Source organism: Halopseudomonas oceani, assembly GCF_963677335.1.
Taxonomy (GTDB): domain Bacteria; phylum Pseudomonadota; class Gammaproteobacteria; order Pseudomonadales; family Pseudomonadaceae; genus Halopseudomonas; species Halopseudomonas oceani.
Map to the genome: position 1 here is coordinate 991908 of NZ_OY781932.1, position 18093 is coordinate 1010000.

At 60.7% G+C, this 18093-nt stretch carries 20 protein-coding genes (1 of these 20 cut by a window edge); 9 read left to right on the top strand and 11 right to left on the bottom strand.

The genetic code is table 11. The annotated features are described in order from the left end of the window. Positions 1 to 8: 8 nt before the first annotated feature. From dxs to ACKPCU_RS04685, 3 genes are all read right to left on the bottom strand, one after another. Complete coding sequence (gene dxs, locus ACKPCU_RS04675) at positions 9 to 1892, bottom strand: 1-deoxy-D-xylulose-5-phosphate synthase (protein ID WP_104739491.1); 1884 nt, start codon at positions 1890 to 1892, stop codon at positions 9 to 11. 94 nt (positions 1893 to 1986) lie between these two features. Next, positions 1987 to 2874, bottom strand: a complete 888-nt coding sequence (locus ACKPCU_RS04680) for a polyprenyl synthetase family protein (protein WP_104739492.1) — start codon at positions 2872 to 2874, stop codon at positions 1987 to 1989. After that, on the bottom strand, positions 2871 to 3110 hold the full coding sequence (locus ACKPCU_RS04685) for an exodeoxyribonuclease VII small subunit (protein WP_321350264.1): 240 nt from the start codon (positions 3108 to 3110) through the stop codon (positions 2871 to 2873). Before ACKPCU_RS04685 ends, ACKPCU_RS04680 begins: the two co-directional genes overlap by 4 nt. A gap of 201 nt (positions 3111 to 3311) precedes the next feature. Here ACKPCU_RS04685 and ACKPCU_RS04690 point away from each other — a divergent pair, with 201 nt between their 5' ends. Beyond that, positions 3312 to 3617, top strand: a complete 306-nt coding sequence (locus ACKPCU_RS04690) for a hypothetical protein (protein WP_104739494.1) — start codon at positions 3312 to 3314, stop codon at positions 3615 to 3617. A gap of 191 nt (positions 3618 to 3808) precedes the next feature. Further along, positions 3809 to 5995, top strand: coding sequence for an EAL domain-containing protein (locus tag ACKPCU_RS04695; RefSeq protein WP_321350267.1), 2187 nt, complete (start codon positions 3809 to 3811; stop codon positions 5993 to 5995). Between the two features lie 267 nt (positions 5996 to 6262). Here ACKPCU_RS04695 and ACKPCU_RS04700 read toward each other — a convergent pair whose 3' ends face one another. From ACKPCU_RS04700 to crp, 3 genes are all read right to left on the bottom strand, one after another. Then, on the bottom strand, positions 6263 to 6985 hold the full coding sequence (locus ACKPCU_RS04700; RefSeq protein ID WP_321350269.1) for a 16S rRNA (uracil(1498)-N(3))-methyltransferase: 723 nt from the start codon (positions 6983 to 6985) through the stop codon (positions 6263 to 6265). 4 nt (positions 6986 to 6989) lie between these two features. After that, the gene (locus ACKPCU_RS04705; RefSeq protein ID WP_321350271.1) at positions 6990 to 8342 is read right to left on the bottom strand and encodes an adenosylmethionine--8-amino-7-oxononanoate transaminase; all 1353 of its coding nucleotides are present in this window, start codon (positions 8340 to 8342) and stop codon (positions 6990 to 6992) included. Positions 8343 to 8443: 101 nt separating this feature from the next. After that, entirely contained in the window at positions 8444 to 9088 is a 645-nt protein-coding gene (gene crp / locus ACKPCU_RS04710) for a cAMP-activated global transcriptional regulator CRP (protein WP_321350273.1), read from the bottom strand. Positions 9089 to 9267: 179 nt separating this feature from the next. Between crp and ACKPCU_RS04715 the strand changes: the two genes are divergently transcribed. Together ACKPCU_RS04715 and ACKPCU_RS04720 are read left to right on the top strand one after the other, a co-directional pair. Further along, on the top strand, positions 9268 to 9690 hold the full coding sequence (locus tag ACKPCU_RS04715) for an OsmC family protein (protein ID WP_104739499.1): 423 nt from the start codon (positions 9268 to 9270) through the stop codon (positions 9688 to 9690). Between the two features lie 143 nt (positions 9691 to 9833). Next, positions 9834 to 10109 (top strand): DUF1145 domain-containing protein, encoded by a 276-nt coding sequence (locus ACKPCU_RS04720; RefSeq protein ID WP_321350275.1) that lies wholly within the window; start codon positions 9834 to 9836, stop codon positions 10107 to 10109. Here the strand turns inward: ACKPCU_RS04720 and coq7 are convergent. Together coq7 and ACKPCU_RS04730 are read right to left on the bottom strand one after the other, a co-directional pair. Further along, positions 10097 to 10741: a 2-polyprenyl-3-methyl-6-methoxy-1,4-benzoquinone monooxygenase gene (coq7, locus tag ACKPCU_RS04725; protein ID WP_321350277.1), complete on the bottom strand. Its 645-nt coding sequence runs from the start codon at positions 10739 to 10741 to the stop codon at positions 10097 to 10099. The genes ACKPCU_RS04720 and coq7 overlap by 13 nt on opposite strands. Before the next feature lie 25 nt (positions 10742 to 10766). Beyond that, the gene (locus tag ACKPCU_RS04730) at positions 10767 to 11105 is read right to left on the bottom strand and encodes a histidine triad nucleotide-binding protein (RefSeq protein WP_321350279.1); all 339 of its coding nucleotides are present in this window, start codon (positions 11103 to 11105) and stop codon (positions 10767 to 10769) included. 127 nt (positions 11106 to 11232) lie between these two features. Between ACKPCU_RS04730 and ACKPCU_RS04735 the strand changes: the two genes are divergently transcribed. Next, positions 11233 to 12714, top strand: coding sequence for an AAA family ATPase (locus tag ACKPCU_RS04735; RefSeq protein ID WP_321350281.1), 1482 nt, complete (start codon positions 11233 to 11235; stop codon positions 12712 to 12714). Here the strand turns inward: ACKPCU_RS04735 and hemJ are convergent. After that, positions 12711 to 13103: a protoporphyrinogen oxidase HemJ gene (gene hemJ, locus ACKPCU_RS04740; RefSeq protein ID WP_321351739.1), complete on the bottom strand. Its 393-nt coding sequence runs from the start codon at positions 13101 to 13103 to the stop codon at positions 12711 to 12713. The two genes, ACKPCU_RS04735 and hemJ, sit on opposite strands and share 4 nt — an antisense overlap. A 173-nt stretch (positions 13104 to 13276) precedes the next feature. Between hemJ and argC the strand changes: the two genes are divergently transcribed. From argC to erpA, 4 genes are all read left to right on the top strand, one after another. Then, entirely contained in the window at positions 13277 to 14311 is a 1035-nt protein-coding gene (gene argC, locus ACKPCU_RS04745; RefSeq protein ID WP_321350283.1) for an N-acetyl-gamma-glutamyl-phosphate reductase, read from the top strand. A 98-nt stretch (positions 14312 to 14409) separates the two neighbouring features. Next, entirely contained in the window at positions 14410 to 15081 is a 672-nt protein-coding gene (locus ACKPCU_RS04750) for a DUF6776 family protein (RefSeq protein WP_321350286.1), read from the top strand. Then, complete coding sequence (locus ACKPCU_RS04755) at positions 15081 to 15503, top strand: bactofilin family protein (protein WP_321350287.1); 423 nt, start codon at positions 15081 to 15083, stop codon at positions 15501 to 15503. The genes ACKPCU_RS04750 and ACKPCU_RS04755 overlap by 1 nt, the downstream gene beginning before the upstream one ends. Before the next feature lie 67 nt (positions 15504 to 15570). Next, complete coding sequence (erpA, locus tag ACKPCU_RS04760) at positions 15571 to 15921, top strand: iron-sulfur cluster insertion protein ErpA (RefSeq protein ID WP_104739508.1); 351 nt, start codon at positions 15571 to 15573, stop codon at positions 15919 to 15921. Here erpA and ACKPCU_RS04765 read toward each other — a convergent pair whose 3' ends face one another. Both ACKPCU_RS04765 and ACKPCU_RS04770 read right to left on the bottom strand, forming a co-directional pair. Continuing rightward, the gene (locus ACKPCU_RS04765) at positions 15922 to 17022 is read right to left on the bottom strand and encodes an anhydro-N-acetylmuramic acid kinase (protein WP_321350289.1); all 1101 of its coding nucleotides are present in this window, start codon (positions 17020 to 17022) and stop codon (positions 15922 to 15924) included. It abuts the gene before it with no gap. Then, a protein-coding gene (locus ACKPCU_RS04770; protein WP_321350291.1) for a peptidoglycan DD-metalloendopeptidase family protein crosses the window boundary here: on the bottom strand, positions 17022 to 18093 show its 3' portion. Its footprint extends 356 nt past the window's final position; the window shows 1072 of its 1428 coding nt (coding positions 357-1428); its start codon lies off the right edge, out of view; the stop codon is at positions 17022 to 17024. Before ACKPCU_RS04770 ends, ACKPCU_RS04765 begins: the two co-directional genes overlap by 1 nt.

Here is an 18093-nt window from a genome sequence, read left to right on the forward strand (position 1 = left end):
GTCAAGTCTCAGCCAAGTCGGCTGAGACGGGTACGGATTGCGTTTTCGATGCCGGCTGCATCAAGCCCGCACTCGGCGAGCATCTCAGCGGGCTTGGCGTGCTCGACATAGAGATCGGGCAGGCCGAGGTTGAGCACCGGCAGGTTGATGCCTTCGGCCAGCAACCACTCGTTGACTGCGCTGCCGGCACCGCCCATGACGGCGTTTTCTTCGACGGTGACCAGCAGGTCATGGCTGGCGCTTAGCTCTGCAATCAGCTGGGTGTCCAGCGGTTTGACGAAGCGCATGTTGGCCACGGTCGCGTTGAGCGCCTCGGCGGCCTTGCTGGCGTGCTGGTGCAGGGTGCCGAAACACAAAATGGCGACCTGCTCACCCCGGCGGGTTACCGCGCCCTTGCCGATTGGCAACGGTTCCAGTGCCGGATCAATCGGTACGCCGGGGCCGGTGCCACGCGGATAGCGCACGGCGGCCGGGCCTTCGTGCAGGAACCCGGTGGTCAGCATTTGACGGGTTTCGTTCTCGTCGGCCGGTGCCATGATCAGCATGTTCGGCAGGCAGCGCAGGTACGACAGATCAAAGCTGCCGGCGTGGGTCGGACCGTCCTCGCCAACCAGGCCGGCTCGGTCGATGGCGAACAGCACATCCAGATTTTGTACCGCAACGTCGTGGATCAGCTGATCGTAGCCGCGCTGCAGGAAGGTCGAGTAGATGGCAACCACCGGCTTGGCACCTTCGCAAGCCATGCCAGCTGCGAGGGTGACAGCGTGCTGCTCGGCGATGGCAACATCGAAGTAGCGCTTGGGAAAACGTTCGGAGAAGGCGATCAGATCCGAGCCTTCCTTCATTGCCGGGGTAATGCCGATCAGGCGCTCGTCCTGCTCGGCCATGTCGCACAGCCACTGGCCAAAGATGTTGGAGAACTTGGGTTTGCTGACGCCATTGCTCGGGGCCTTGGGTTCCAGCTTGGTGATCGCATGGTAGCCGATCGGGTCCGCCTCGGCGGGCGAGAAGCCCTTGCCCTTCTGGGTGATTACATGGAGGAACTGCGGGCCCTTGAGCTCGCGCATGTTCTTCAGGGTGCGCACCAGGGTTGGCAGGTCGTGGCCATCGATCGGGCCGATATAGTTCCAGCCCAGTTCCTCGAACAGGGTGCCCGGCACCAGCATGCCCTTGGCGTGCTCTTCGGTCTTGCGTGCCAGCTCCCAGGCCGGCGGGATCTTCGCCAGTACCTTTTTGCTGCCTTCACGCATGTGCGAGTAGGTGCGGCTGGAGAGAATTTTGGCCAAGTAGTTGGACAGGCCGCCGACATTGCGCGAGATCGACATGTCGTTGTCGTTCAGCACCACCAGCATGTTGGCCTCGACTTCCGAGGCGTGGTTCAGTGCTTCAAAAGCCATGCCTGCGGTCAGCGCGCCATCGCCGATTACTGCGACGGTGCGGCGGTCCAGCCCCTGCAGCCCGGCAGCGATAGCCATGCCCAGGCCGGCGCTGATCGAGGTGCTGGAGTGGCCGACGCCAAAGGTGTCGTAGGGGCTTTCGCTGCGGCGCGGGAAGGCCGCGAGGCCGTTTTTCTGGCGCAGGCTGGCCATCTGTTCGCGGCGGCCGGTGAGGATCTTGTGCGGGTAGGCCTGATGGCCTACGTCCCACAGCAGGCGGTCATCCGGCGTGTGGTAGACATAGTGCAATGCAATGGTTAGCTCAATGACGCCGAGGCCAGCACCAAAATGACCGCCGGTCTGGCCCACACTCCAGAGCAGAAAGGCGCGCAGTTCATCGGCCAGTTCTGGCAGCTGACTTTCGTCGAGCGCGCGCAGCGACTCGGTGTCGTCGACACAGTCCAGCAGCGGTGTGCTGGGGCGATGGAGCGGGATTTCGTGGAAAGTGCTGGGCATCAAACAAGGCTCTGGGTGCCACTGTCGGTGGCGGGAAAACAAGGGCGCAGTTTAACCGATGCAGGGCAATAGCCCAACTGCGCGCAGGGGTATCTCAGAAGCGGCGCTGAACGGTGTAGTCAGCCAACTGGCGCAAGCGCTCTGCCGCAGGACCGAACTCAGCGACGGCGGTGAGCGCCTGGTCGCGCAGCTCAGCGGCCAGGCGATGGGCACCGTCCAGCCCGAGCAGTGCCGGGTAGGTCGGTTTGTCACGGGCCAGGTCGGCGCCCTGCTGCTTGCCCAGCACGCTGGTGTCGCTCTCGATATCGAGGATGTCGTCCTGCACCTGAAACGCCAAACCGACGCTGTCGGCATAGCGGCCCAGGGCGGCCAGTTGGGCGGGGTTGATGCGCTCGCTGGCCAGCGCGCCCAATTGCACGCTGGCGCGAATCAGGGCACCGGTTTTGTGCCGATGCATGGATTCCAGCGTGGCCTGATCCAGTTTTTCGCCGACCGCGCCCAGATCGATTGCCTGCCCGCCAACCATACCTTGCGGGCCGGCGGCGTGGCCGAGCAGTTGGACCATGCGCAGGCGGGTTTCTGCCTGCGAGAGCGGCGCAGATGCCAGCAGCTCAAAGGCCAGCGCCTGCAAGCCGTCACCGGCAAGTATCGCGGTGGCCTCATCGAAGGCACGGTGGCAGGTGGGCTGACCGCGGCGCAGGTCGTCGTTGTCCATGGCGGGCAAGTCGTCGTGTATCAGCGAGTAGGCGTGAATCAGCTCGACGGCCCCGGCAGCGTGATCTGCCTGCCCCGGCTTGCCGCCGGCGGCCTCGCAACTCGCATAGGCCAGCAGCGGCCGCATCCGTTTGCCGCCAATCACGACGCTGTAGCGCATGGCGCTGTAGAGGCGATCGAGGCGAGGCTGAGGGGTATCCAGCTGGCTACTCAAAAAGGCGTTGATACGTTGCTGGCAGGATTCGAGGTACTGCTGAAAGTCGCTCATTCGCCAGTGCCGTCAAAAGGCTCGGTGCCTAGCTCGCCATTATTTTCGATCAACTGCTGGACCTTCTGCTCAGCCTGCGCGAGTGCTTGCTGGCACTCGCGGGTCAGGGCGACGCCCTGCTCAAAGGCGCTGAGCGACTCTTCCAGACTGAGGTCTGCGCTTTCCAGGCGTTCTACCAGTGCCTGCAGCGAGCCTAGCGACTGCTCGAAATCTACGGCAGTTTTCTTCCGGGCCATGCGTTACCTCATCCGGCGGTGATTCAAACGGCTGAACATTACCCAAGGGGCAGGGGCGGGTCAATTGGTGTGGCGTCGCGCAGGGGGGTGGTAGCATTGATACAGATCAGCAAATGTGTCGTTTTTTTGACTCTGTTAATGTCTTTCAATGCGGTGTTGATTACAATTTGACATCACTCTTACTTCTTCTTCTGATCTGCCATGACCGATGAATCCAAAGTGGTTGTTGCTGCTCCGGCTCAGCAGCGCGATCCGATTATTAAGGCGCTTCAGCAGGCCGGGCTTGATTGTGAGCTGATTTGCCAGCCGCAGGATTGCAGTGAAGCGCCGCTATGTCGTTGGCTTGCCCCTGACCAACTGAGCGAGCGCAGCCGCGTGCGCTTTGTTCTGGAAGATGCTATTGCCACGCTGGAGCAGACGCGTCACGCCTTTCGTTCGCGCCAGTTGGCGGCGCTCCGCCATCGCTTGCAAGGGCTATTGCAAAGCTTGTCAGAGGATGGGCTCTAGGGTAGCGTGTTTCTTTACAAAGAGACGGCTTTGCCGGTCAGGACGCAAGGGCCTGAAAGACAAGGCGCTGCAGCCCCGAGCTTTTTCAGCTTGGGGCTGCAGCGCCTTTTTTGTTGCCTGGACAAACCCGCATAACAACAGTCGGCCGCCGTCTGGAGGGTTGCCCATTCACTGTCATGGATTTGATAACCGTGCTTAAACCGGTACTCGACAAGCTGGGGCTTGATGCCTGCGGCCTGCAACAGCGGCTGCATTTTCTCGATTGGACCGACGCAGATGGCGAGCGCTTACGCCGGGTTGCCAGTTTTGGCGAACGGACCAGCCATGAATTTGTTGAGGCGCTCTATGAGCGCTTGAAACAGTATCCGGAAACGCAGGCGATTCTCCGCGGCGACGGCTTGGTCGAGCGCCTGAAGCACAGCCAGCGTGGCTACTACAGCCGCCTGTTCTGTGGCGAGATTGACCAGCGCTATCTGGAAGAGCGTGTGCGCATCGGGCACATACACGAACAGGTTGGGGTTGAGCTCAAGTGGTATCTGGGCGCGTATCGGCTGTACCTGAGTCGCATGCTCGGCAACTGGTTCGACGATCTGAGCGTGGAACAGGAGTCAAGGCTGGCGGATTTCGACAGTCTGCTGAAGATTGTCTTTTTTGATATGAGCCTGGCCGCTGATGCCTATATCGACGCCGAGCACCGTGCCCTGGAAGCCAGCGAAGCCCGATACGCCCATGCCCTGCGCGGTGCCAACGATGGTATCTGGGACTGGGATCTTCAGCATGATCAGCTGTACGTCTCCGAGCGCTGGGCCAGCATGCTTGGGTTGACTCAGGCGCAGGTCGGGCAGCGTTCGATGCATTGGTTTGAGCGCGTGCACCCGGACGATCAGGCTGAGTTGCAGGCGGCGATTCAGCAGCACCTCAAAGGTGGCTCGCCCTGGATTCGGCACGAGTATCGAATGCGTCGCAGCGACGGCAGCTATCTCTGGGTATTGACCCGGGGGGTGGTTGAGGTGGATGTCTCCGGCTGTCGCCGACTGGCCGGGTCGCAGACCGATATCAGCGAGCGCCAGCGCTTTCAGCGTGAGCTGGAGCATGCTGCACGGCACGATCCGCTGACCGGGCTGATCAATCGACACCAGCTCAACATTCAGCTGCAGCGCACCGCAGCCCAACTGAACCGCCCTGGTGCGCGTCACGCGGCTTTGCTGTTTATCGATCTGGACCGCTTCAAGCTGATTAACGACAGCCTCGGCCACGCCGCCGGTGATCGGGTATTGCTGATGGTGGCAGAGCGGCTGCGCACCTGCCTGCGGCCTGGCGATCAGCTCGCCCGTTTTGGCGGCGATGAGTTTGTCATGCTGCTGGATGATCTGGCGTGCGCTGAGGATGCCGAGACAGTAGCAACGCGGGTGCTCTCGGCGCTGCGTGAACCGCTGTGTTTTGGTGAGCGTTGCCTGGTGGTCAGCGCCAGTATCGGTGTTGCCCCGCTGTTGCCGGGGCAGGGACTGGAGGACGCCTTGCAGGCCGCCGACCTGGCACTTTACGGCGCAAAGGAGTCGGGAAAGGCGCGCTTCGAGCGGTTCGACCAGTCGATGCAGCAGCGGGCGCGGCAGCGTTTGAGGCTGGAAAGTAATGTGCTGCAGGCGCTGCAGCGAGACGAGTTTACCCTGCACTATCAGCCGATCTTTGATCTGCGTACGCCAGATCAGCCACCAGTGGCGGTCGAGGTACTGTTGCGCTGGTCCCACGAGGGCGAATCCGTTTCGCCTGCCGCCTTTATCCCGGTACTGGAGGAATCAGGCGAGATTGTGCGGGTTGGCTACTGGGTACTGGAGCAGGCCTGCCGCCAGGCGCAAAGCTGGCAACTCGATGGGGTCGGGCCGCTGCGCTGCTCGGTGAATCTGTCTGGCCGGCAGTTGCAGGAAGCGGATTTTGTACAGCGTGTACGGGATATTCTGAAATCCACTGGATACGCCGCCAGCGGACTGGTGCTGGAAATTACCGAAAGTCTGTTGATCGATCACGATTCGCGGGTGCTCGCCAGCCTGCGTGAACTCGCCGAGATGGGCGTGCGTATTGCGCTGGATGACTTTGGTACCGGCTACTGCTCGCTTGGCTACCTTAATCGTTTTCCGCTGCACATCATCAAGCTGGATCGCAGCTTTTTGCACGAGACCCACGAAAATACCCGGCAACTCACCATCTGCAGAGCGATCATCGCGCTGAGCCACAGCTTGGGGCTGGAGGTCGTTGCCGAGGGAATCGAACACTTGAGTCAGGTCGATTTGATGCTGCAGGAAGGGTGCACGCTGGGGCAGGGCTTCAAACTGGGCTTCCCCATGTGCGCCGACGATCTGAAAGACTTGCTTGTTCCTTGATGTTTACCACTGCGCCGCGCTACTGCAGGGCAGGGTGCATCCCTGTTTGCCGGGCTGGCGCTGGCCAGTGCGCAGATTACCGCGGCGGTGGAGCAGCAAAGCAGTGTCAGTGACGAAATCAGCCGCAGTTTGCAACGTATCCGCCTGGGCAGCGTGACCAACCTAGAGGCGATGGCCGAAAACGATGAGCATGCCGCCGAGCTGATGGCGCTGGTGCAGCGACTGGAGGGGCTGGCCGGCGAGTTCTGGCAGGCGCACCGCGCCCGCTCAGACATCTCCCCAGAGGTGCTGCAGCATGGTCAGCGCGACCACCGGGGCAGTCTCGGTGCGCAGTACCCGCGGGCCGAAACGGGCAGCGTGGAACCCCGCTTGCTCAGCCTGCACGATCTCGCCAGCGCTCAGGCCGCCCTCCGGGCCGATCAGCAGAGCGGCTGAGCGGGGTGCCGGCAGACTGGTCAGATCCTGCTCGGTGCGGTGGTGCAGGACCAGCTTGACCTCGACCTGCAGCCCGGACAGCCAGTCCTGCAGTGCCATTGGTGGATGGATTGCCGGCACTGTGCTGCGGCCGCATTGTTCGCAGGCGCTGACGGCGATCTGCTGCCAATGAGCCTGGCGCTTGTCGGCGCGCTCGCCCTGCAGCTTGACCTCGCAGCGTTCGGTGAACAGCGGGGTGATTTCGCTGACGCCCAGCTCGACCGCCTTCTGAATGGCCCAGTCCATGCGCTCGCCACGGGATAACGCCTGCCCGAGGTGGGTATGCAGCGGCGACTCGGGTGTGCCGGGCACCGGTTGCTGCAGGGTTATGGTCACTTCGCGTTTGCTCACCGCGCTGACTTCGCCCGGCCATTCCTGGCCGGTGCCGTTGAAGATTTGCACCGGTGCCCCGGGCGCCAGACGCAGAACTCGGCCGATGTAGTGGGCAACGTCGCCGTCGAGAATGACCTCGCCCGCCGCCAGCGGGCGATCCAGATAAAAGCGGGATACGCGCATGCGATCAGTCCCGGGTGGCCAGCTGGATACCTTCCCAGGCAACGCTGGCAAGGTGGTCGATCTGGTCCGGCGTGATCACGTAGGGCGGCATGAAGTACACCACGCTGCCGAGTGGGCGCAGCATTGCCTGATTTTTCAGTGCGTGCTGATAGACCCGGATGCCGCGGCGCTCCTGCCACGGATAGGCCTCTCGGGTCGCCTTGTCCTTGACCATCTCGATGGCCAGCACCATGCCGGTCTGGCGGACTTCGGCTACATGCGGATGGTCGACGAAGTGGGCGGTGGCCTTGGCCATGTGTGCCGACAGCGCCTTGTTGGCCTCGATCACATTGCCCTGTTCCAGCAGGTCCAGGGTTGCCAGTGCTGCGGCGCAAGCCAGCGGGTTGCCGGTATAGCTGTGCGAGTGCAGGAAGGCGCGCATGCTCTCGTAGTCGTCGTAGAACGCCTGATAGATGGTGTCGTTGGTCATGCACACGGCCATTGGCAGATAGCCGCCGGTCAGCGCCTTGGAGAGGCAGAGGAAGTCCGGGGCAATATCGGCCTGCTCGCAGGCAAACAGGCTGCCGGTGCGGCCGAAGCCGACTGCGATTTCATCGTGAATCAGGTGAACGCCATAGCGGTCGCAGGCTTCGCGCAGCAGCTTGAGGTACACCGGGTGGTACATGCGCATACCGCCAGCGCACTGGATCAGCGGCTCGACAATGACCGCGGCAATCTCCTCGTGCTGCTCGGCCAGGGTCTTTTCCATGTGCGCAAACATCTGCCGGCTGTGTTCCTCCCAGCTAACGCCTTCCTCTCGGTAGTAGCAGTCGGGGGAGGGGACGGTGATCACGTCCATCAACAGCGGCTGGTAGGTTTCCTTGTACAGCGCGACGTCACCGACGGCCAGGGCCGCCAGGGTTTCGCCATGGTAGCTGTTGGTCAGGGTGACGAAGCGCTTCTTCTGCGGCTTGCCGGTGTTGAGCCAGTAATGGAAGCTCATTTTCAGCGCCACTTCGATGCAGGAGGAACCGTTGTCAGCATAGAAGCAGCGGGTCAACGGCGCAGGGGTCATTTTCACCAGACGCTCGGACAGTTCGATCACCGGGGTGTGGCTGAATCCGGCGAGAATCACGTGCTCAAGGGAGTCGAGCTGGTCCTTTATGCGCTGGTTGATATGGGGGTTGGCGTGGCCAAAGATGTTGACCCACCACGAACTGACAGCATCCATGTAGCGGTTGCCTTCGAAGTCATGCAGCCAGATGCCTTCGCCCCGCTGAATCGGGATGACCGGCATGTGCTCGTGGTCTTTCATCTGGGTACAGGGATGCCAGAGCACCGAAATGTCGCGTTGCATCCACTCGTTGTTCAAGCCCATGTTCACCTCGTGTTGGATTGGCCAGGTGAGCGATTGTACATGAGCAGTGTGGGGGCTGCAGAGAGCGGCCGGGGGCGTGCGCCACCGGCCACGGAGGTGGTTCAGCGGGTGCCGAACACCACCATAGTCTTGCCTTTGACGTCGATCAGGCCCTGTTCCTCAAGGCTTTTCAGCACGCGGCCAACCATTTCCCGGGAGCAGCCGACGATGCGGCCGATTTCCTGGCGGGTAATCTTGATCTGCATGCCATCGGGGTGGGTCATGGCGTCAGGCTGCTTGCACAGCTCAAGCAGGGTGCCAGCAACCCGTCCAGTCACGTCGAGAAACGCCAGATCGCCAACCTTGCGCGTGGTTTTGCGCAGGCGCTCAGCCATTTGTCGGCCGACGGCGTAGAGCAGTTCGGGATCACGCTGGGTCAGTTCACGGAACTTGCTGTAGCTGACTTCCGCTACTTCACATTCGGTTTTGGCGCGCACCCAGGCGCTGCGGTCGTGCTGCGCCGGTGACAGATCGAACAGCCCCATTTCGCCGAAAAAATCGCCCTGGTTCAGGTAGGCGATGATCATTTCGCGGCCGTGCTCATCTTCGATCAGGATCGTGACCGAGCCCTTGACGATATAGAAGAGACTGTCTGATTGGTCGCCCGCATGGATCAGCGTGCTACGTGTAGCAAAACGCCTGCGATGGCAGTGGGCGAGAAAAGCATCGATGTTTTTTATTTTAGGAGTCAGGTTGATTGAAACCATTAAAAGCGTGTCCTGGCCGTAGTCGCGCGTATCCAAGATGCGGCGCATCCATGTGAGCCTCAGCTTGAGACTGATACGAATTATGTCCAGTTTTTACCCGTATGACCAGTGCGGACATCTGTCGCAGGTGGCTGTGGTATTCTCGCGGCCTCTGAGCGAATTTCCGGCGGGAGTGGGTGATGAAAGCAACGGTCAAGTGGGTCGATGGGGTCATGTTTCTTGGTGAGTCCGGCAGCGGCCACACGGTAGTGATGGATGGCCCGCCGGAAGCAGGCGGGCGCAATATGGGTATCCGCCCGATGGAAACGGTGCTGGTGGGGTTGGGTGGCTGTGCCAGCTTTGATGTGGTCAGCATCCTCAAGAAGGCCCGTCAGGATATTCGGGATGTGCACACCGAACTGGCCGCCGAGCGCGCTGACGTTGAACCCAAGGTCTTCACCAAGATCCACCTGCACTTCGTGGTAACGGGCAAGAACCTCAAGGAAGCGCACGTCAAGCGCGCGGTCGAGCTGTCTGCCGAGAAGTACTGCTCGGCTTCGATCCTGATGGGGCGCGCCGGTGTGGAAGTGACCCACGACTACGAAATCGTCGAAATCGACTGATCTGCTGTCTGCGGGCGTTGCAGTCTGCGCGCCCGTTTTCTTTATGGCGCTCGACGGCCAGTCTGTTGGCGAACTGGGCCCTTTCACGCTGACCATGGTGCGCTACCATCGGGCTCCTCTATAACAACAAGCAGGGAGTTTTCATGCGTGCGTCCATGTTGGTAGGCAAATTGTTGATGCTGGTTTTTTGGCTGACGGTCATCCTCAGCCTGTTTGGTCTCGTCCCGGTACCCAATCCACAGCGTCTGCAGATGATCGCGTTGATCGTGCTGGGTGTGCATGTGCTGGAATGTCTGCTGACGTTCGGCAAGCTGAAAAAAACCGGTGCGCTGGGCGTGCATCTGGTGCAGGTCATGTTGTTCGGGGTGTTGCATCTGCGCCACCCCGATACCGTGCGAGCAATGAATCAGGCCTTGTAAGTGGCCTTGGTCATTACCCTGGAGAGCAGCACCATGGCTTGCTTGATCGGCTCCGGGAATACCGCGCCACCAGCTTCCAGTGCCTGGTGACCATGTTCGATCTCGTCTTCGCGCATCTGTTCCAGAATGGCGCGTGACTTGATGTCTTCCTCCGGCAGCTGGGTCAGGTGATCGTCCAGGTGGCGTTCGACCAGCTGTTCGGTTGCTGCGACGAAGCCCAGGCTGATGCGGTCGCTGATCAGCCCGGCGGTTGCACCAATGCCGAACGACATGCCGTAGAACAGCGGATTGAACACGCTGGTGCGACTGCCCAGCTCCTTGAGGCGCTGCTCGCACCAGGCCAGGTGGTCAATCTCTTCAGTTGCAGCGTGCTCCATCTTGTCGCGTACTTCGGGCAGCTTGGCGGTCAGCGCTTGGCCCTGATAAAGCGCCTGTGCGCACACCTCGCCAGTATGGTTTATTCGCATCAGTCCGGCGATGTGCTGACGTTCCTCATCGTCCAGCGGCACATTGGCCAGGTGCTGGGCAGGTGAGGGGCGCTGAGCCTGGGCTGCACCGGGAATCAGTGTGCGCAGTGACTGGTCGGCCTGGTTCAGCAGGCGGTCGATGAAACTGTAGTGTCGAGTGCTCATGGTGGCTCCTCCTGCCCTCTGCGGCTTAGCCCGGCGGCCAGGTCATCTGGCGTTTGCCAAGGACATGCAGGTGAATATGGTATACGGTCTGGCCACCCTGTTCATTGCAGTTGAACACGGTACGGTATCCTGCTTCGCAGCCCAGCTCTTTCGCCAGTTTCTGTGCGGTATAGACCATGTGACCGACAACGGCGCGATCGTCTTCGGTGACGTCGTCCAGTGTGGCGATGTGCTTTTTCGGGATCACCAGAAAGTGCACTGGCGCCTGCGGGTTGATATCGTGAAAGGCGAAGACCTGATCATCTTCGTATATCTTCTTGGACGGAATCTTGCCGTCGATGATCTTGCAGAACAGACAATCCACGCTGCGCTCCTTGGTTTGCTTAGGGCGCGGTCGGTGACCGCATCATCGGCAGTGTAACGCAGGCAAACGGATTGGCACTATCGGGAAGTGCGTAGCATGGCGCGCTGCGCAGCAGAGGAGGCGTTGGTTGAAAAACGATATTCACGACCTTGGGTTGGTGCTGGATTCGCGTGTCCGGTTGATCGTCATTGAGTCCTGGCAGGAATTGCGGGTGCTTGAAACCATCGGCTCGCTGGCCGTGCAACGCGCGCAGACATGGTACACCTGGAATCATCTGGATGGTCTGAGTCGGCTCGGTTTTGGTGCTGACCTTGACCCGGAGCGGGATACCCGCGATGCAGGTGTTGCGCTTGATGTGGTGCGAGAGTCTGGCGAGAACGCGCTGTATGTGTTCTGCGATCTGCACCCGTTCCTTGACTCGCCGCGCATCGTCCGGCAGTTGAAGACTCTTGCCATGAACCCGGGAGTGACGGGTCCGACGCTGATTTTGATCAGTCACGGTGTCACTCTGCCGCCGGAACTCGGCCGGCTGGCGGCCCGGCTGCAATTGAGCATGCCGTCCGAAGAAGAGCTCACCGCGATTGTGCGGGAGGAAGCGATCCGCTGGAGCGAGGCCAACCGTGGTCAGCGGGTGCGTACTGATAACCGCACGTTGCAGCAGGTGGTACGCAACCTGCGCGGCACGACCCATGATGAGGCGCGTCGACTGGCCCGCAACCTGATCATCGACGACGGCGCTATTGACCAGAGCGACCTGCCGAACCTGAACAAGGCGAAGTTCGAGCTGCTCGGCCTGGATGGCGTGCTCAGCTATGAGCAGGAAACTGCCCGCTTTGGCGAGGTGGGCGGCTTGCAAAAACTGAAAGCCTGGTTGGCGGACCGGCAGGCAGTGTTCAGCAGCGCGGGGAGCGTTCAGGATATGCCGCGCGGCGTCTTGCTGGTCGGCGTGCAGGGTGCCGGCAAGAGCCTGGCTGCCAAGGCTGTCGCCGGCCTGTGGGGGATGCCGTTGCTGCGGCTCGACATGGCTGGGCTGTATAACAAGTACATTGGGGAAACAGAGAAAAATCTGCGCGAGGCATTGCAGTTGGCGGATGCACTTGAGCCTTGCGTTCTCTGGATCGATGAAATCGAAAAGGGTGTTGCCGCAGATCAGAGTGACAGTGGCGTTTCGCGCCGTATGCTGGGCAGCCTGTTGACCTGGATGGCGGAACGGCAATCGCGGGTTTTTCTGGTGGCGACCGCCAATGATGTGTCGCAACTGCCGCCGGAACTGATCCGCAAGGGGCGGATCGATGAGCTGTTCTTTGTCGATCTGCCGGATGAGGCCGTACGTGCCGAAATCTTCGGCATTCACTTGGCCAAGCGCGACCTTGATCCGAGTCAGTTCGATCTGCAGCAGTTGGCGCAGGCCAGTGAAGGATTTTCTGGCGCGGAGATCGAACAGGCGGTGGTGTCGGCGGTTTATGCGACTGCAGCCAGTGGGGAGCTGCTGGGCGGGCGCGACATACTGGCGGCAATTGGTCGGACTTCACCACTGTCAGTCGTCATGGCCGAAAAGCTGCAAGCCCTGCGCGCCTGGGCGCAGGACAGGGCCGTGAGGGCGGATTAGAAGGGCTTGACTACAACCAGAATAACAATACCCACCAAAGCCAGCACTGGAGCCTCGTTGAACCAGCGGTAGTAGACGTGTGAGCGAGTATTGGCGTCAGCCGCGAAGCGGGTTCGAATGCGACCGCAGAGGTGGTGGTAGATTACCAGCAGGGTGACCAGCGTCAGCTTGGCGTGCATCCAGCCCTGGCTTAGCCAGCCCGGGTTTAGATAGAGCATCCAGCCACCGAGCAGCAGGGCGATGATCATGGAGGGGTTCATTATTCCGCGCAGCAGCTTGCGCTCCATGATCTTGAAACGCTCGCGACTGATCTCGTCTTCGGCCTGAGCGTGATAGACGAACAGGCGGGGCAGGTAGAACAGGCCGGCAAACCAGGTAATCACGGCCATGATGTGAAAGGCTTTTATCCAGAGGTACACGCGTCTCTCCTGTAAGCTGGCTGGCGCCGGGTCAGCGCTGGTAATTTCCGCCAGCGCTTTTATCATAGGGGACCGTTTTGCGGCACCGTTGCGCAGGCTGGCCGCAGGTTACCAATAATTCAAACGCAATTCAGGATGTGATGATGATCAAAGTAGGCATTGTAGGCGGAACCGGCTACACCGGTGTTGAGTTGCTGCGGCTGTTGGCCCAGCACCCCGAAGCGCATGTCGAGGTCATCACGTCGCGATCTGAAGAAGGCCTCTGCGTTGCAGATATGTATCCCAATCTGCGCGGTCACTACGATTACCTGCGTTTTTCTGTGCCGGATGTCGCTGCCCTCGGCGCTTGTGACGTCGTGTTCTTTGCTACTCCGCATGGCGTCGCTCACTCGCTTGCGGGTGAACTCCTGGCAACCGGCGTCAAGGTGATCGACCTGTCCGCGGACTTCCGTCTGCGTGACGCCGAAGAGTGGGCCCAGTGGTATCACCAGCCGCACGGCGCGCCGGACCTGCTGCCGGAAGCGGTGTACGGTCTGCCCGAGGTTAACCGAGAGGCCATTCGGAGTGCGCGCCTGATCGCCGTCCCCGGCTGCTATCCGACCGCGGCCCAGTTGGGTTTGATTCCGTTGCTGGAAGCGGGGCTGGCCGATCCGGCGACGCTGATCGCCGACTGCAAGTCAGGCGTCAGTGGCGCAGGTCGTGGCGCGAATGTTGGTTCGCTGTTTTGCGAGGCGGGTGAAAGCATGAAGGCCTATGGGGTTGCGGGTCACCGTCATCTGCCAGAAATTCGCCAGGGTCTGCAACTGGCTGCCGGTGGCCCTGTTGGTCTGACCTTTGTGCCGCACCTGACGCCGATGATTCGCGGTATTCATGCCACCCTTTACGCGCGTGTGGCGGATACCAGTGTGGACCTGCAGGCGCTGTTCGAAAAGCGTTACGCAGATGAGCCCTTTGTTGATGTGATGCCGGCTGGCAGCCACCCGGAAACCCGCAGCGTGCGTGGCGCCAACGTATGCCGTATCGCCGTGCACCGTCCGCAGGGTGGGGACCTGGTGGTGGTGTTGTCAGTGATTGATAACCTGACCAAAGGCGCTTCCGGGCAGGCGGTACAGAATATGAACATCCTGTTCGGGCTGGACGAGCGCGCCGGTCTGCAGCAGCCCGCGCTGATGCCCTGATGCGCTGGTCAAAGCGCGCCGGCTCTCACTCGTTTCGAGATCACCATGTCACGCTGCAGCCGCGCGAAAGTCGGATGCAGCGGCGCTGGCGGCGCGGGATGGTCATTCTTTTGCTGATCTCGATCCCGGTCAGCGCCTGGCAGGGCTGGGAAGCCGCGATGCAACACCAGCAGCCGCTTGAGCTGGAGCGTCAGGCGCTGATTGAGAGTCAGGCGCAACTGGCCAGAGAGTTGGAAGATGCCCGTCAGCGTTATCACCAGATGGAGGTCGACCTGCTGGTGGCGCGTGACTCGGTACAGGAAGGTCAGCAGATCATTCATGAGCTGGAAGCGCAGCTGTTCAAGCAGCAGCAAAGTCTGGCTCAGTATCAGGGTGTGCTGGCGCCCAATGCGATGGCACCGGGGTTGCGGATCCAGGCTTTTGAGCTGCAGGCCACAGATGCTGACGACACTTTTCGCTATAAAGTCATGGTCAGTCGGGTGGGCGACGAGGGCGACACGCTGCAGGCCAAGCTGGCGATCAGTGTCGCGGGCAAACGCGACGGCAAGGCTGAGACCTTGCCTTTGTCCGAGTTGTCCCCAGCGTTGGGTAGCGATAGTCTGGACCTGAACTTCCGCTACTTTCAGGTGGTGCCGGCGCGCAGCGAGCAGGCTTTTATAACGCTTCCCGAGGGGTTTGAGCCAGCGCAGGTCACGCTTGTTGCGACCCGTGACGATGACACCCTGGTTGAGCAGGTATTCGATTGGACGGTTACAGGAGCAGCACCCTGATGTGGGGATCCGACAAGCACAAAAAGGCCGATATCAGTCAATTCAGCGGCAAGACCACCATCATTGCTCAGCAGGCTCAGATTCGAGGCGACATGCGCTTTGATGGCGCGTTGCAGGTTGATGGGCGCATTATCGGTAACATTGAGGCTGAGCAAGGCCTGGTTCGTGTCAGCGAGCACGGCTATGTCGAGGGCGTGATCAAGGCACCTCATGTGGTTATTAATGGCCAGGTGGTCGGGGATGTGCATGCGCTGGAGCATCTCGAACTCGATACCAAGGCGCGCATAAGCGGCGACCTTTACTATCGCTACATGGAGATGGTCATGGGCGCGCAGATCAATGGTCAGCTCAACTACTTGGCCGATGAGGCGCAAGCGGTGCAGCTTGACCCGGTTCTCCAGCTGGAAACGGAGAATAGTTGACCAAAAACCTCGGGAAAACGGATAATGGCCGCCCTGTTGTGCTGCGGCTGTGGCCGCCGGAGGTTGTATGTCTGCTGAAGTCTTTATCCCTTCCCCGCTTATTTTCAGTGATAACGCGGTCAGTAAGGTGCGCTCACTGATTGAAGAAGAAGGGAATGACAGTCTGAGTCTGCGTGTTTTCGTGACGGGCGGCGGCTGTTCAGGCTTCCAGTACGGATTCACCTTCGATGACGAGTTGGCTGAAGATGACACCATTGTTGAGCGCGATGGCGTGCGACTGGTGGTTGATCCAATGAGCTTCCAGTACCTGGCTGGGTCAGAGGTGGACTATCAGGAAGGGCTTGAAGGTTCACGCTTCGTCATCAATAACCCCAATGCCAGCACCACCTGCGGCTGCGGGTCTTCCTTCTCGATCTGACTAGGCGGGGTAGAGCGCCCCCAGGATGCGCTCTCCCTGTGCACCGGTTACGCTGGGCAGATTGCCCGGCAGTCGCTGATCGAACCTCCATGCCAGCCAGGCAAATGCCATTGCTTCCATCCAGTCCGGACTGACGCCCAGCGCGTCCGTCGACTGAACCTTTTGTGCAGGCAGCCGCTGCTGCAGGAGCCTCATCAGGTGTGCATTGCGCGCGCCGCCGCCACAAATGTATAGCTCGTTCGTATCGCGTGCGACCTGCTGTAGGCTGTCGGCGATCGTTGTGGCAGTGAGCGTGGCGAGAGTGGCTTGCACGTCAACAGCAGATACGCCTGGGGTGTGCTTCAGGTGTGCGGCCAGCCAGGCCTCGTGGAAATATTCGCGTCCGGTGCTTTTGGGGCCGGTCCGTGCAAAGTAGGGGTCGGCAAGCATACGATCAAGCAGCACCTGGTGTGCTTGACCCTGGCTGGCCCAGTCGCCATCGGCGTCGTAAGGGGTGCCAATATGACGCTGAGCCCAGTTGTCCATTAGCGCGTTGCCCGGTCCCGAATCAAAGCCAGCAGCTGTTTGGCCGGGCCGCAGAATCGTCAGGTTGGCGAATCCACCAATGTTTACCAAGGTGCGAGTCTGAGTCGGGCTAGTCAGCAGCCACTGATGAAACGCAGGGACCAGCGGCGCTCCTTCGCCCCCCGCTGCGAGGTCGCGACTGCGAAAGTCCGCTATCACGTCGATGGCGGTAAGTTCCGCCAGTAATGACGGCGCTCCGACTTGCAAGCTGAATCCCTGGTCCGGATGGTGGCGAACGGTCTGGCCGTGGCTACCGATAGCGCGCACCTGCTCGCGACATACCGGATTCTGGTTCAGCAGTTGTTGTACGCCTTCTGCTGCCAGTCGCGCCCAGGCGTTGCCCGCGATCCCGGCCTGGTAAAGCTCGTCGCTGCTGGGGCTGCACAGGTCAAGCAACTGCTGGCGCAGATCCGCTGGCATCGGCACGCATAGCGCGTCCAGACATTCGGCCTGATGGGGGTCTCGGAACCGGGAGAGGGTGATGTCGATACCATCCAGGCTGGTGCCTGACATGATACCGACATACAAGGAGGGCATTACTGATCCAGTGTGGCGAGCTGGGTGGCGCGGGACTGATCCATCGACGCCATCAGCTGCTGGCTGGTCGCGAGGAAGGCTGTACGCTCGCTGCTCGGTATTGGGTCAGAAGCGGGCAGCTGCACGCTCAGAGGGTCAACGTGGCGACCGTCAACACGGAACTCGTAATGCAGGTGCGGGCCGGTTGCCAGGCCGGTCATGCCGACATAGCCGATGATCTGTCCCTGTGTGACGTGGGTTCCGGCAGTGATGCCACTGGCAAAGCGACTCATGTGGCCGTACAGGGTCTGGTACTTGCGGCCGTGCTGGATGACAACTGCATTGCCGTAGCCGCCTTTACGGCCTGCTGAAACCACGCGGCCGTCACCGGTAGCCTTGATTGGTGTTCCGGTTGCTGCTGCGTAATCGACGCCCTTGTGGGCTCGAATACGGTTGAGTACCGGATGCAGGCGACCGGGGTTGAAGCGGGAGCTGATGCGGGCAAAATCAACCGGTGTACGAATAAAGGCCTTACGCATGCTGGTGCCGTCGGCGCGGTAGTAGCTGGCGTAGCCATTGTGGTCAGTGTAACGGACGGCTGTGTACGTCTTGCCGCGGTTGGTGAAGCGAGCGGCCAGGATATTGTTGGTGCCGACAGTCTTGTCGCCAACATGCAGCTCTTCGAATAGGACCTCAAAGCTGTCGCCCTGGCGGATGTCGCGGGCGAAGTCGACGTCATAGCCAAAGATGTTGGCCATCTGCATGGTCAGGTTGTGGTTGAGGCCTGCGTTCTGCGCGGCGAGAAACAGCGAGCTGTTGATGGTGCCTTGAACGTAGCGTTCACGGGTTTCGGGTTCGATAACCTGCTTGCTGAATGAGTAGCCGTCGGCCGTCCGATCGATGCGGATGGTTTCCAGGTCGCTCAATTTGGAGCGCATTGCGGTCAGCTGGCCGTCCGTATCGGTCTGGTACTCCAGTACTTGGCCAACCTTCAGGCGAGTGAAGCGTTGCGCGTCCTGACTGCTGTTAATGACCGCATGCAAGGTGCTGGCACCCAGGTTGGCCTGGTCAAACAGCGTGGATAGCGTGTCG